This window comes from Pseudomonas sp. R76, from assembly GCF_009834565.1.
Lineage (GTDB): Bacteria > Pseudomonadota > Gammaproteobacteria > Pseudomonadales > Pseudomonadaceae > Aquipseudomonas.
The window spans coordinates 3142366-3156653 of record NZ_CP019428.1 but is presented as its reverse complement, the minus strand read 5'-3'; the positions used below and the strand labels follow the sequence as shown (position 1 = coordinate 3156653).

Here is a 14288-nt window from a genome sequence, read left to right as displayed (position 1 = left end):
TTCATAGATGCCGTCACGGACTCTGGAAACCTGGCCCCACGGCGCAATCATGCTGGACGCGCAACACACGCGTTTTGCCTTGTGGGCGCCAGACGCGTTTTATGTCAGCGTTGAATTGGAAGACGGCAAATCCATCGCCATGCTGCCCCAGGCAGAAGGCTGGTTTGAGATAGAAATAAAGTGCCCGGCGGGCACTCGCTACCGCTACAACATCGACGGCGAAATGGATGTACCCGACCCGGCGTCCAGGGCCCAGGCCCTGGACGTGCATGGTTGGAGCGTGGTCGTCGACCCACTCGCCTATCAATGGCGACACTGCACCTGGCAAGGCCGCCCCTGGCATGAAGCCGTCATCTACGAGCTGCATGTCGGCGTACTGGGTGGCTACGCTGCGGTTGAACAACAACTGCCACGCCTGGCCGAACTGGGCGTCACCGCGATTGAACTGATGCCATTGGCGCAGTTTCCCGGCGAGCGCAATTGGGGTTACGACGGCGTACTGCCCTACGCGCCGCAATCCTCCTACGGCACGCCCGAACAACTCAAACAGCTGATCGACAGCGCCCACGAGCACGGTTTGGCGGTGATCCTCGACGTGGTCTACAACCACTTCGGCCCCGACGGCAATTACCTCGGCCAATACGCCAAGGGCTTCTTTCAGGAAGACGTGCACACGCCGTGGGGCGCCGGGATTGATTTTGATCGGCGTGAAGTGCGGGATTTCTTCCTCGATAACGCACTCATGTGGCTGCTGGAATACCGCTTCGACGGCCTACGCCTGGACGCGGTGCACGCCATCGACAATCCGGGGTTCCTCAAAGAGCTGGCACACCGGGTACGCCAACAGGTGGACACCGGTCGTCACGTGTGGCTGATGCTGGAAAACGAACTCAACCAGGCCAGCCTGCTGACGCATGATTTCGATGCGCAGTGGAACGACGACTTCCATAACGTCTTGCATGTGCTGCTGACCGGCGAGACCGACGCCTATTACAGCGACTTCGCCGAAAACCCGACAGACAAGCTCGCACGCTGCCTGGGCGAAGGTTTCATCTACCAGGGCCACACCACTCGCCACGGCCATGAGCGCGGCGAACCCAGCGGCGACTTGCCACCCAGCGCCTTTGTGGCGTTTTTGCAGAACCACGACCAGATCGGCAACCGCGCCCTGGGCGAGCGCCTGCATCAATTGTGCTCGCCCCAGGCGCTCAAAGCGGCCACCACGTTATTGCTGATGTCGCCGATGATCCCGCTGATGTTTATGGGCGACGAGGTCAACGCCGCAGAGCCGTTTCTGTTCTTTACCGACCACCACGGCGAACTGGCCGAAGCCGTGCGCGAAGGCCGGCGCAACGAGTTCGCTGACTTTGCGGCGTTCAAAGACCCGGAGCGGCGCGAACATATCCCCGACCCGAATGCCCTGCCGACCTTTCTGCAATCGGCGCCCGGCTTTGCCGAGAATGCCCACAGCCAGTTTTACCGGCATCTGCTGAGCTTGCGTCACCTGCATATCGTGCCGCATCTGCCCGGCAGCGTGGCCCTGGGCGCACAGGTACTGGCTGACGGCGCCGTCACCGCGCGCTGGCGCCTGGGTAACGGCAGCGTGTTGCAGATTGACCTGAACCTTGGCGACACGCCGCTGGATCACCCCGCGCCGACGCACCTGCTATTCGAGACGCCTGCCATGGACGAGGCGCATTTGGCGCCGTTCAGCGCACGCGTCGCCCTATTCCCTGTTGGAGAGCACCTTTGAGCGAAGCGAACCTGGAAATACTCGCCAGCCGCGCGGGCCTGGCCGTCGATTGGATCGACGCAAACGGCCGCCCGCAACATGTGAAACCCGACGCCCTGCGTGCCGTTCTCAAAGGCCTGGGCCACCCGGCCGATACCGACGCCGAAATCGATGCCAGCCTGCGCGAACTGGAGCAGGTGCAACAAGACAAACACTTGCCACCGTTGATGACCGTTGACACCGGCGAAGGCCTCGACCTCGCGCGCTACTTCGCCGCAGATACGCCGTGCCGGGTCAGCCTGGAAGACGGCGAAACCCTGGAGTTGCGCCTCGACGGCGACGGCGTGCTGCCCGGCATTATTGCGCTGGGCTACCACCAGGTGCACATCGACGACCAGACCTTCACCCTCGCCGTAGCGCCCACGCACTGCTACAGCGTGGCCGAAGCCGTGGACAGCCAACCGGCGCGCGCCTGGGGCATGAGTGCCCAGTTGTATGCGCTGCGCCGCCTCGGTGACGGCGGTTTTGGCGACACCCAAGCCCTGGAACACCTGGCACGCTCCGCCGCCGAGCGCGGCGCCGATGCCTTGGCCATCAGCCCGATGCACGCGATGTTCAGTGCCGACACCGAGCGTTACAGCCCCTACTCGCCCTCCAGCCGTTTGTTTCTGAATAGCCTGTACGCCTCGCCCGCCTGCATCCTCGGCGAGCGCGAAGTGCGCAACGCTATAGACGCCCTCGGGCTGGCGGATGAATTGCACGCACTGGAGCAACACACGCTGATCGACTGGCCGGCCGCGGCCAAGGCCAAGCAGCGCCTGTTGCGCGCCTTGTATGAAGACTTCCGCCACGGCCAGCACCCTCAGCATGCCGACTTCCTGAGCTTCCGCCAGGCCGGCGGCGAAGCCCTGGAAAACCACTGCCGCTTCGAAGCCGTACAAGCCGTGCGCGCCGCTGCCGGGGAAGACCTCGACTGGCGTCACTGGCCCGAAGCCTGGCGCAGCCCGCAGAGCCCGGCGCTGGTGGAATTTGCCGCAGAACACACTGAAGAAATCGGCTTTTACGCCTTCAGCCAGTGGCTGATCGCGCGCTGCCTGGAACGTGCGCAACAAGCCGCGCGGGGCAGCGGCATGGGCGTCGGCCTGATCGCCGACCTCGCCGTTGGCGCCGACGGCGGCGGCAGCCAGGCCTGGAGCCGCCAGGATGAATTGCTCGCCAACCTCACCGTCGGCGCGCCACCCGATATTCTCAACCGCGCCGGTCAAGGCTGGGGCATCTCGGCGTTTTCCCCGGAAGGTCTCAAACGCCATGGTTTCCGCGCCTTCATCGAGATGCTGCGCGCTAACTTCGCCCACGCCGGCGGCTTGCGCATCGACCACGTGATGGGCCTGCAGCGCCTGTGGGTGATGCCCATGGACGCCTCGCCGCGCGAAGGCGCCTACCTGTATTACCCGGTCGACGACATGCTGCGGCTGCTGGCGTTGGAATCCCACCGCCACCAGGCGATTGTGCTGGGTGAAGACCTCGGTACCGTGCCCGACGGCCTGCGCGAAAAACTCAGCGGCCGCTCGATCCTGGGCATGCGTGTGCTGCTGTTCGAACAAGGCCACGATGGCCAGTTCAAGCCGATCCTCGACTGGCCGGACAATGCCCTGGCGACCACCAGCACCCACGATTTGCCGACGCTCAATGGCTGGTGGCACAGCCGCGACATCGAGTGGAACATTCAACTCGGCCTGATTGACGCGCCGACCGTGGAGCAATGGAGCGAGCACCGCCTGCGTGAACGCCAGGCGCTGCGCCAGGCCTTGAGCCAGGACCCGCAAAACTTCGTCGATGAGATCCGCAACGACACCGACCATATGATCGACGCCAGCGTGCGCTACCTGGGCCACACCCGTGCGCCGCTGGTGCTGCTGCCGCTGGAAGACGCGCTGGGCATCGAGGAACAAGCCAACCTGCCCGGCACCACCGACACCCATCCCAACTGGCGTCGCCGCCTGCCGGGCGAGGCCGCCAGCCTGCTCGACAACGCCGGCGCCGCCCGCCGCCTCGAACTGCTGGCCGTCGCGCGCAACCAAGCCCATGAGCGTGACCGATGAAAGACCTGCCCCTGCGCGCGACCCAGCGCCTGCAATTTCATAAAGGCTTCACCCTAGATGACGCGGTGCCGCTGGTGCCGTACTTTGCCCGGTTGGGCATCAGCCACCTGTACGCCTCGCCGCTGCTCAGCGCCCGAGCCGGCTCCATGCACGGTTACGACGTGGTCGACCCGACCACGGTTAACCCCGAGCTGGGCGGCGAAGCGGCGTTGCGCCGCCTGGTCGCGGCGCTGCGTGAACACGGTATGGGCCTGATCCTGGATATCGTCAGCAACCACATGGCCGTCGGCGGCGCCGATAACCCCTGGTGGCTGGACCTGCTGGAGTGGGGCCGCTTGAGCGCCTACAGCGAGTTTTTCGACATTCAATGGCACTCGCCCGACCCGTTGCTCAAGGGCCAGTTGCTGATGCCGTTTCTCGGCAGCGACTACGGCGAAGCCCTGCAAACCGGCACGCTGGTGCTGCAGTTCGATGCCGAACACGGCGCGTTTTACGTCGAGCATTACGAACACCGCTTCCCGATCTGCCCGCGCGATTACGCGCTGATCTTCGGAGACGACGACCTGCTCAAGCCGTTGGCCGATCGTTTCAACGCTCTCGCCTATCAGGACGACGCGTACCACGAAGCGGCGTGGCTCAAGCAGGCACTGGCCGAACGTGCTACCGAAAGCGACGTGCTGCACGCTATTGAGCAGTGCCTTAGCGAGTTCGACGGGCGCCAACCGGAAGGGTTTGCCCGCCTGCATCACTTGCTCGAACAGCAAACTTACCGCCTCGCCAGCTGGCGCACCGCCGCGGACGACATCAACTGGCGGCGCTTCTTCGACGTCAACGAGTTGGGCGGCCTGCGTGTGGAACGCACGGCCGTATTCGAAGCCACCCACGGCAAGATCTTCGAATTGATCAGCGAAGGCCTGGTGGATGGCCTGCGCATCGACCATATCGACGGGCTGGCCGACCCGCGCGGTTACTGCCGCAAGCTGCGCCGTCGCGTGGATTCGCTGGCGCCCGAGCGGCACCTGCCGATCTTCGTGGAGAAAATCCTCGGCGAAGGCGAAACCCTGCGCGAAGACTGGAAAGTCGACGGCACCACCGGCTACGAGTTCATGAACCAGCTGTCACTGCTGCAACATGATCCTCAAGGCTTTGAACCACTTGCCGAACTGTGGACCCGCCACAGCGAACGGCCTTCAGCGTTTATCGAAGAAGCCTGGCTGGCACGCCAGCAAATCCTCAACGGCTCCCTGGCCGGTGACTTTGAAAGCGTGGCCCAAGCCCTGCTGCAAGTGGCCCGCGATGATGTAATGACCCGCGACCTGACCCTGGGCGCTATTCGCCGCGCCTTGCAGGAACTGATCGTGCACTTCCCGGTGTACCGCACCTACATCAGTGCGCGCGGGCGCAGCGAACGCGATGATGTGTTTTTCCTGCAGGCCTTGGCCGGTGCCCGCAGCACCTTGAGCGAAGGCGACTGGCCGGTGCTCGATCACCTGGAAAAATGGCTCGGCGGCCAACCCTGGCGCAATCGCCCGGTGGGCCGTGAACGCAAGATGCTCAAGCATGCCTGCGTGCGCTTCCAGCAACTGACCTCGCCCGCCGCCGCCAAGGCCGTTGAAGACACTGCGTTCTATCGCTCGGCGGTGCTGCTGTCGCGTAACGATGTGGGCTTCAGCACCGAGCAGTTCAGTGCACCTGTCGGAGAATTTCACGCGGTCAATCAACAGCGCTTGCAAACCTTTCCCGACAACCTGCTGGCCACCGCCACCCACGACCACAAACGCGGCGAAGACAGCCGCGCGCGCCTGGCGGTACTCAGCGAATGCGCGCCGTGGTACGCCGAGCAGGTCGAACACTGGCGCACCCTCGCGGCACCGTTGCGCGACGACGCCAGCAGCCCGTCCGCCGGTGACGAGCTGATCCTTTATCAAGTGCTGCTGGGCAGTTGGCCGTTGGATGCCAACCCGGACTTGCAGGACTATCAACAGCGCCTGTGGCAGTGGCAACAAAAAGCCCTGCGCGAAGCCAAGCTGCAAAGCAGCTGGAGCGCGCCGAACGAGGCCTATGAGCAAAGCGTCGAGGCTTTCCTCACGCGCCTGCTGACCAGTGAAGAAGGCAACGCTTTGCGCAGTGCCCTGGGCAACGCCGCCCACGCCATCGCGGCGGCCGGCGCAGTCAACAGCCTGGCGCAATCCTTGCTTCGTATCACCGTGCCGGGTGTGCCGGACCTGTACCAGGGCGCTGAGTTCTGGGACTTCAGCCTGGTGGACCCGGATAACCGTCGCCCGGTGGATTTCAACGCACGGCAACGCGCGCTGGATGCACCACCGGACGTCGGCGAGCTGTTGTCCCACTGGCGCGACGGGCGTATCAAACAGGCGCTGATTGCTGAGGTGTTAGCCTTGCGCAAGGCTGATCCCGCGCTCTCCCGCAGCGGCAGCTATACACCGCTGGAAGTCATCGGCAAACAGGCCGATCACGTCGTCGCATTCTGCCGCGAGCATCACGGTAAACACCTGCTGGTGGTGGTGCCACGCTGGCCTCATCGCCTGCTGGAAAACGGTGAACAGCCTCACATCAATGCGCAGGTTTGGGGCGATACGCGGGTGAAATTACCGTTCGCCGCGACAACACAAAACTGGAAGGGACTTTTTCATACAGGCGCAGTCACACCAAACAAGGAGCTGTTGATCAGCGCTGCCCTGGGGGATTTCCCGGTCAATGTCTTTATCAATCCTGATGATCAAGAAAGCTGAAAATTTTCTGTGAGGAGTTTTGTGATGAGTACTGAAGACAAACGCATTCGCGAGTTGGCGCATCAGATCTGGGAGTCCGAAGGTAAACCCCACGGGGAGGACGCGCGCCACTGGGAGATGGCACGCAAGCTGGCCGAAGCGGAAGCGCTGACACCGAGCAAGCCCAAGCCAGCTGCCAAACCCAAGACCGCGCCCAAGCCTGCGCCAAAAGCCAAGCCCCCGGCGCCCGCCGCGAGCAAGCCGGCACCACCGGCAGCGAAAAAACCGGCAGCGCCGAAAAAACCCAAGCCTTAACGCTTTCGACCTCACGGGCCGCCTGCCGACACTGTCGTCAGGCGGTCACTTCACTTTTCAAGCGTCAGCTGAACGATCGTCGGCACGGTCGCGCTCGGCCCGAAAAAAGACCTTTGCAGGAGCAACTCAATGAGCAAGCCCGATAAAACCCAACCGACGTCGGAAAACGAGCCGTCGCGGATTCGTGAAGGTTTGCCCTTCCCCCTCGGCGCCACCTGGGACGGCCTGGGCGTCAACTTCGCGCTGTTCTCGGCCAACGCCACAAAGGTCGAACTGTGCCTGTTCGATGACACCGGCGAAATCGAGCTGGAGCGCATCGAACTGCCCGAATACACCGATGAAACCTTCCACGGTTACCTGCCCGACGCCCACCCTGGGCTGATTTACGGCTACCGCGTTTACGGTGCGTATGACCCGGCCAACGGCCACCGTTTCAACCACAACAAATTGCTGATCGACCCCTATGCCAAACAGCTGGTGGGCGAACTCAAATGGTCCGAGGCGCTGTTCGGCTACACCATCGGCCACCCGGATGACGACCTCAGTTTCGACGAGCGCGACAGCGCGCCCTTCGTGCCCAAGTGCAAGGTCATCGACCCCGCGCACACCTGGGGCAACGACCAACCGGTGCGCGTGCCGTGGGACCGTACGATCATCTACGAAACCCACTTGCGCGGCATCAGCATGCGCCACCCTTCGGTGGGCGAGTCGGTGCGCGGCACCTGCGCCGGGTTGATGGAAGACGATGTGCTCAAGCACATTCGCCAACTGGGCGTGTCGTCGGTCGAACTGCTGCCGGTGCATGCCTTCGTCAACGACCAGCACCTGCTGCAAAAAGGCATGACCAACTATTGGGGCTATAACAGCATCGCCTTTTTTGCCCCGGACCCGCGTTACCTGGCCAGCGGCAAGATCGCCGAGTTCAAGGAAATGGTCGCGCACCTGCACGAAGCCAAGCTGGAAGTGATCCTCGACGTGGTCTACAACCACACCGCCGAAGGCAACGAGCGCGGCCCGACCCTGTCCATGCGCGGTATCGACAACGCCTCGTACTACCGCTTGATGCCCGACGACAAGCGTTTCTACATCAACGACTCCGGCACCGGTAACACCCTGGACCTGAGCCACCCGTGCGTGCTGCAAATGGTCACCGACTCCCTGCGCTACTGGGCCACCGAGATGCACGTGGACGGTTTCCGCTTTGACCTGGCAACCATTCTGGGCCGTTACCGCGATGGTTTCGACGAGCGCCACAGCTTCCTCGTGGCCTGCCGCCAGGACCCGGTGCTGCGCCAGCTGAAAATGATCGCCGAACCCTGGGACTGCGGCCCCGGCGGCTATCAAGTGGGTAAATTCCCGCCCGGCTGGGTCGAGTGGAACGACCGTTTCCGCGACACCGTGCGCGCGTTCTGGAAAGGCGACGACGGCCAGCTGGCCGATTTCGCCGCACGCATGACCGCTTCGGGCGAGATGTTCAACCAGCGCGGTCGACGCCCCTACAGCTCGGTGAACTTCATCACCGCCCACGACGGGTTCACGTTGCACGACCTGGTGTCGTACAACGACAAGCACAACGAAGCCAACGACGAGAACAACCAGGACGGCAGCAACAACAACCTGTCCTGGAACCATGGCGTCGAAGGCCCCACCGACGACCCGGAAATCAACGCGCTGCGCCTGCGCCAGATGCGCAACTTCTTCGCCACCTTGCTGCTCGCCCAAGGCACGCCTATGTTGGTGGCCGGTGACGAATTCGCGCGAACCCAGCATGGCAACAACAATGCCTATTGCCAGGACAGTGAAATCGGCTGGGTCAACTGGGACCTGGACGACGACGGCAAAGCGCTGCTCAAGTTTGTGAAACGCCTGATCAAGCTGCGCCTGGCGTACCCGATCCTGCGCCGTGGGCGCTTCCTGGTCGGCGATTACAATGAAGACATCGGCGTGAAGGATGTGACTTGGCTGGCGCCGGACGGCAGCGAGATGAGCATTGAGCAGTGGCAGGACAGCCAGGGCCGCTGCCTGGGCATGCTGATGGACGGGCGCGCCCAGGAAACCGGGATTCGTCGGCCAGGTGGCGATGCCACCCTGCTGCTGGTGGTCAACGCCCACCACGACATGGTCAACTTCCGCCTGCCGCCGGTGCCGGAGGGTGAATTCTGGACCTGTATGCTCGACACCAATGACCCTGCGGTGCGTGGCCAGGAACGCTTTGATTTCGAGCACGAGTACGCCGTGACCGGCCGCTCGTTGTTACTGTTTGAACTGCAGCACGACGAGGTGTGAGATGGCCCTGCATGGATTCCTTCAAGGCTACCGGAGCTATGCGGACACGCAGGCCTTGGGTAATGCACTGAAGGCGCTTCAGCAAGAAGGCCTGGACCAACTGCCATTGCCCGGCAGCGGCGAGACCTTGGCGCGCTTCAGCGGCCTCGCCCAAGTGGCGGGGCATGACTTGCGCCTGTGCAAGCTGTTCGAAGGCCATACCGATGCCTTGGCGATCATCGCCGAACTCGACAGCCCCTTGCCGCCACTGGGCAGCATTTGGGGCATGTGGGCTGCCGAGCCGCCAACGGCCAAGGTACGTGTGCGTCGCGACGGCCATCGGTTGCTCGTCGAGGGGCGCAAGGCCTGGTGTTCCGGGGCGGCCGTGGTCAGCCATGGGTTGTTGACCGCCTGGGACGAAGAGGACCGCCAGCAATTGGTTGCCGTGGACATGGACCAGCCCGGCATCACCGTCACCAATGAAGGCTGGAACGCCGTGGGCATGGCGGCCACGGGCAGCGTCGAAATTGTGTTTGAAGAGGCCAAGGGCATCGCGGTCGGCGGGCCGGGGGATTACCTCTCCCGGCCCGGTTTTTGGCACGGCGGCGTCGGCATCGCGGCGTGTTGGTATGGCGGCGCGCAACGCCTGGCCGAAGTGTTGCGCGAGCAATGCACCAAACGCCCTGAACCTCACGCCCTCGCCCACCTGGGCGCGGTGGACAGTGTGCTGAACAGCGCCGCGTGCGTACTGCGTGACAGTGCCGAACAGATCGACCGCGAACCGCGGGCCGATGCGCGCCTGCTGGCTCAGCAGGCGCGCGCCTGCATTGAGGATACCGTCGAGCAAGTCATTCAGCATGTCGGCCGCGCGGTCGGCGCCGGGCCTTATTGCAAAGACCCGCACTTCGCGCAGTTGATGGCGGATTTGCCGGTGTACGTGCGGCAAAGTCACGCCGAACGTGACCTGGCGGCCTTGGGTGAATTGGTCGTCGGCGATTCCACACGGAGGTGGCATCTATGAAGGCTAATCCGATTGTCGGCCAGGGCACGCCGCTGCATCAGTGGCAAGCGTCGTCCCATATGGCTGAGCTGCCGCAGATCAGCGTCGAGCAACTGGTGCCCGAAGGTCACCGCGCGGTGGTCATCGCCCCGCACCCGGACGATGAAGTGCTCGGCTGTGGCGGCCTGTTGCAAGGCCTGGCCTCGCTCGGGCGGCCGATTCAGCTGATTTCCGTGACCGACGGCAGCGCCAGTCATCCAGGCTCCCGGCGTTGGCCGGTGGAACGCTTGAGCGTGGTGCGCCCGCAAGAGTCGGCCCAGGCTCTGCACCGTCTGGGCTTGCCGCTGCACAGCCTGAAATGGCTGCGCGCAGGTTTTGCCGACAGCCAGGTGGCGGCCGGTGAAGAGCACTTGTGCGCCTTTATACAACGCTACCTCAAGCCCACCGATGTGGTGTTCACCACCTGGCGCGAAGACGGGCATTGCGACCATGAAGCCGTCGGCCGCGCCAGTGCCAAGGCCGCCCAGGCGGTGGGCGCCACACTCTACGAACTGCCCGTGTGGACCTGGCACTGGGCAACCCCCGAAGACAGCCAGGTGCCGTGGCATCGCGCGCGCAAAATCCTGCTGACACCCGAGGCGGTCGCGCGCAAACGCCACGCCATTCACGCCTTCGCCAGCCAGCTGGAAGGCGACCCGCAGATCGGCCTGCCACCGGTGCTCGCGCCCTACGTGGTGGAGCGCCTGCTGCAACCTTTTGAAGTGGTGTTTGTATGAGCGTTGCCACACCCTATTTCGATCAACTGTTCGCCGGTAATGACGACCCGTGGGCATTTCGCCAACGCTGGTACGAACGGCGCAAGCGCGCCCTGACCTTGGCGCTGCTGACCCGACCACGCTACACCTCGATATTCGAACCCGGCTGCGCCAATGGCGAGCTGAGCGCAGAACTGGCGCCGCGCTGTGAGCGCCTGGTGTGTTGTGACACGGCTGCCGCTGCCGTGGCGCTGGCGAAAAACCGCTTGCTGGGGTTTGCCCATGCGCAGGTGCACCAAAGCCGCTTGCCCGAACAATGGCCGACGGAGCCGTTCGAACTGATCGTGTTGAGCGAGCTGTGCTACTACCTCGATGCCGAAGATTTGCACCGTTTGATCGATCGCGCCCTCGCCTCGTTGACCGACAACGGCCAACTGCTGGCCTGCCACTGGCGCCCGGCCATCGACGGCTGCCCGCAAACCGCCGAACAGGTGCACGCATTGCTGCAACAACGCCTGGGCATGCCGCCTGTTGCGCAGCATCACGAGAGCGATTTCCTACTCGATCTGTGGAGCCGCGACGGCACCTCGGTCGCGTCCCACGAGGGCTTGCGATGATCGGCATTCTGATCCCGGTGCATAACGAAGAAGCCCTGTTGGCCGAGTGCCTGAACGCCGCCCTGATTGCTGCGAACCATCCCGGACTGCAGGGCGAAGCGGTAGAGATTCTCGCGGTACTCGACAGCTGCGACGACGGCAGTGCCGCCATCGCCCAGGCCTATCCGGTGCAGAGCCTGCACGTACAGGCCCGCAATGTGGGCCATGTGCGCGGGGTGGGCGCGCGCCATCTGCTGAATCTGGGCGCGCGCTGGATCTCCTGCACCGACGCCGACAGCCGCGTAGCGCCCGACTGGCTGGTGGCGCAATTGGCGCTGGGTGCGGACGCGGTGTGCGGCACGGTCACCGTCGATGCCTGGAGCGAAGATTTCGACCCGGCCGCGCAAATTCGCTACAACCAGGCGTATGAGGCACGCGAAGGCCATCGGCATGTGCACGGCGCCAACCTGGGCGTGAGTGCCGGCGCCTATGTGCAAGCCGGTGGTTTTGAGCCGCTGGCGTGCCACGAAGATGTGCAACTGGTGCGTAACCTGGAACGCTGCGGCGCCTCTATCGCCTGGAGCCACACCCCGCAGGTCATCACCAGTGCTCGCCTGGATTGCCGTGCCCAAGGCGGGTTTGGCGACTACCTGAAAAGCCTGATGCAGGCCTCCTGAAAAAAATCGACATTACAAGATGTAAAAGCGACCAATCCTTGACTATGCTGACATTGCCTCGCTGGCACTCCAGGGTTGGAGTGTCGCACCCGCGCAGCGGAGTCTGCGCTGACTAAAAGAGCGTCGTCCCGTCAACGGGGTACGACCCAGCACCATTTGACAAGGATGTGACACCCATGAAGCCTGCCTCCTTAGGCGAGGGCCGCCGCGGCCCCGCGCAAATCTGGAACAGCGCCCCGCAGTTGGCGCAAATCCCCATCGTCGCACCATCAACCCTCGTGCCGCCCGGCGCGCGTGTGGTGGTGATCGCCCCGCACCCCGGCGACGAGGTGTTGGCCTGCGGCGGGTTGCTGCAACTGCTCAGCACCCGCGAACACCCACTGCTGCTGATTTCAATCACCGATGGCAGTGCCAGCCACCCCGGCTCCAACGCCTGGCCGGCGAGCCGCTTAAGTGTGATTCGCCCCCAGGAAAGTGCCGAAGCGCTGCGTCGCCTGGGCATGCCATTGCACAGTTTGAAGTGGATTCGTGGTGGGTTTTGCGACGACGCCCTGGCGGCCCGCGAGCAGCCGATGAGCCAATTTATCGCACGCTACCTGCAACCCGGCGATGTGGTGTTCACCACCTGGCGCAACGACGGCAATGACGACCACGACGCCGTCGGCCGTGCCAGCGCCAAGGCCTGTAGCCTGATTGGCGCGCGCCTGTATGAATTGCCCATTTGGGCCTGGCATTGGCCGGTGCGCGAAGGTGCGGTGATCCCGTGGCAGCGTGCGCACAAGGTGCGCCTAGACACTTGGTGCGTTGCGCGCAAGCTCCACGCCGCCCATGCGTATGCAAGCCAGTTGGTCGGCGACCCGTCAATCGGCCTGGCACCAATGCTCGCCCAGGAGCTGCTGGAGCGGATGCGCGAGCCCTATGAGATCGTGTTCGCCTAGGGCGCGAGGCGTATGTATCACAGTGTGTACCGCGCAGCCGAGGATACACAGCGTTTAACCCGGGGCACTTCCTGAAACATGCCCGATACAGCACAGCGGTCAACTGAGCGCCAGGCACACACCCGCCGCAGGAGGCTCGCCATGCACGCTCAGTTGACTCACCGCTCCAAACTCCGCCCGCTGTTCCTGGCATTTGCACTGTTGCAGTTCGGCGCCGTGGGCCTGGCCCACGCCGAGATGCCCGAGCCGCCATCGCCCGTCAGCCATAGCCAAACCGCGTTTGGCGCGCTTAAACACATCAAGGCCGGCGTGCTCGATGTGGCCTATGCCGAGGTCGGCCCGGCGAATGGCCAAGTGGTGATCCTGCTGCACGGCTGGCCCTACGACATTGACAGTTATGCCAACGTCGCCCCGCTGCTGGCGGCCAAGGGTTATCGCGTGCTGATCCCCTACGCCCGAGGCTACGGCGACACGCGTTTTCTGTCGGATAAAACCCTGCGCAACGGCGAGCCTGCGGCATTGGCGCAGGACGTGATCGACTTCATGGACGCGCTGAAGATCAAGCAAGCCGTGCTGGGCGGCTACGACTGGGGCGCGCGCTCGGCGGATATCGTCTCGGCGCTGTGGCCCGAGCGGGTCAAGGCGCTGGTGTCTGTGAGTGGCTACCTGATCGGCAATCAAGCTGCGGGCCACAACCCTCTGCCGCCCAAGGCCGAATTGCAGTGGTGGTATCAGTTCTACTTTGCCACCGAGCGCGGCGCTGCCGGTTACCAGAAAAACACCCGCGATTTTGCCAAGCTGATCTGGCAGACCGCCTCGCCGAAATGGGCCTTTGACGATTCCACCTTCGAGCGTAGCGCCAAAGGCCTGGACAACCCCGACCACGTCGCCATTACGGTCTTTAACTATCGCTGGCGCCTGGGCCTGGTGCAGGGCGAAGCCCACTACGACGCGCTGGAACAACAGCTCGCTCAGTCACCGAGCATTGGCGTTCCCACCATCACCCTGGAAGGCGACGCCAACGGCGCCCCGCACCCGCAACCCGAGGACTACGCCAAGCGCTTCACGGGTAAGTATGCGTTCCGCCTGATCAGCGGCGGCATTGGCCACAACCTGCCGCAGGAAGCGCCGGCAGCGTTTGCCCAGGCCATCGTCGATGTGGATCACCTGTAAGGT

11 protein-coding genes are annotated in these 14288 nt (G+C 63.8%); all 11 read left to right on the top strand.

The genetic code is table 11. The features are described 5' to 3' along the window. Window positions 1-7: 7 nt before the first annotated feature. Complete coding sequence (gene treZ / locus PspR76_RS14305; protein WP_159956222.1) at window positions 8-1753, top strand: malto-oligosyltrehalose trehalohydrolase; 1746 nt, start codon at window positions 8-10, stop codon at window positions 1751-1753. Next, a complete protein-coding gene (malQ, locus tag PspR76_RS14300; protein ID WP_159956220.1) occupies window positions 1750-3834 on the top strand; it encodes a 4-alpha-glucanotransferase in 2085 nt (694 codons plus the stop codon). Before treZ ends, malQ begins: the two co-directional genes overlap by 4 nt. Then, window positions 3831-6587 carry a malto-oligosyltrehalose synthase gene (locus tag PspR76_RS14295; protein WP_159956219.1) on the top strand — a complete coding sequence of 919 codons (2757 nt, stop codon included), beginning with the start codon at window positions 3831-3833 and terminating at the stop codon, window positions 6585-6587. Before malQ ends, PspR76_RS14295 begins: the two co-directional genes overlap by 4 nt. 24 nt (window positions 6588-6611) lie before the next feature. Beyond that, window positions 6612-6881, top strand: coding sequence for a DUF2934 domain-containing protein (locus PspR76_RS14290; protein WP_159956218.1), 270 nt, complete (start codon window positions 6612-6614; stop codon window positions 6879-6881). A gap of 129 nt (window positions 6882-7010) precedes the next feature. Continuing rightward, window positions 7011-9167, top strand: a complete 2157-nt coding sequence (gene glgX, locus PspR76_RS14285) for a glycogen debranching protein GlgX (protein ID WP_159956217.1) — start codon at window positions 7011-7013, stop codon at window positions 9165-9167. 1 nt (window position 9168) lies between these two features. Next, window positions 9169-10167 (top strand): acyl-CoA dehydrogenase family protein, encoded by a 999-nt coding sequence (locus PspR76_RS14280; protein WP_159956216.1) that lies wholly within the window; start codon window positions 9169-9171, stop codon window positions 10165-10167. Beyond that, entirely contained in the window at window positions 10164-10922 is a 759-nt protein-coding gene (locus PspR76_RS14275) for a PIG-L deacetylase family protein (RefSeq protein WP_159956215.1), read from the top strand. Before PspR76_RS14280 ends, PspR76_RS14275 begins: the two co-directional genes overlap by 4 nt. Beyond that, complete coding sequence (locus PspR76_RS14270) at window positions 10919-11518, top strand: SAM-dependent methyltransferase (protein ID WP_159956214.1); 600 nt, start codon at window positions 10919-10921, stop codon at window positions 11516-11518. Before PspR76_RS14275 ends, PspR76_RS14270 begins: the two co-directional genes overlap by 4 nt. Then, window positions 11515-12174, top strand: coding sequence for a glycosyltransferase (locus PspR76_RS14265; protein WP_159956213.1), 660 nt, complete (start codon window positions 11515-11517; stop codon window positions 12172-12174). The genes PspR76_RS14270 and PspR76_RS14265 overlap by 4 nt, the downstream gene beginning before the upstream one ends. 176 nt (window positions 12175-12350) lie before the next feature. Further along, window positions 12351-13112: a PIG-L deacetylase family protein gene (locus PspR76_RS14260; protein ID WP_159956212.1), complete on the top strand. Its 762-nt coding sequence runs from the start codon at window positions 12351-12353 to the stop codon at window positions 13110-13112. Between the two features lie 141 nt (window positions 13113-13253). Further along, window positions 13254-14285, top strand: coding sequence for an alpha/beta fold hydrolase (locus PspR76_RS14255; RefSeq protein WP_159956211.1), 1032 nt, complete (start codon window positions 13254-13256; stop codon window positions 14283-14285). The last annotated feature ends 3 nt before the right edge of the window (window positions 14286-14288 follow it).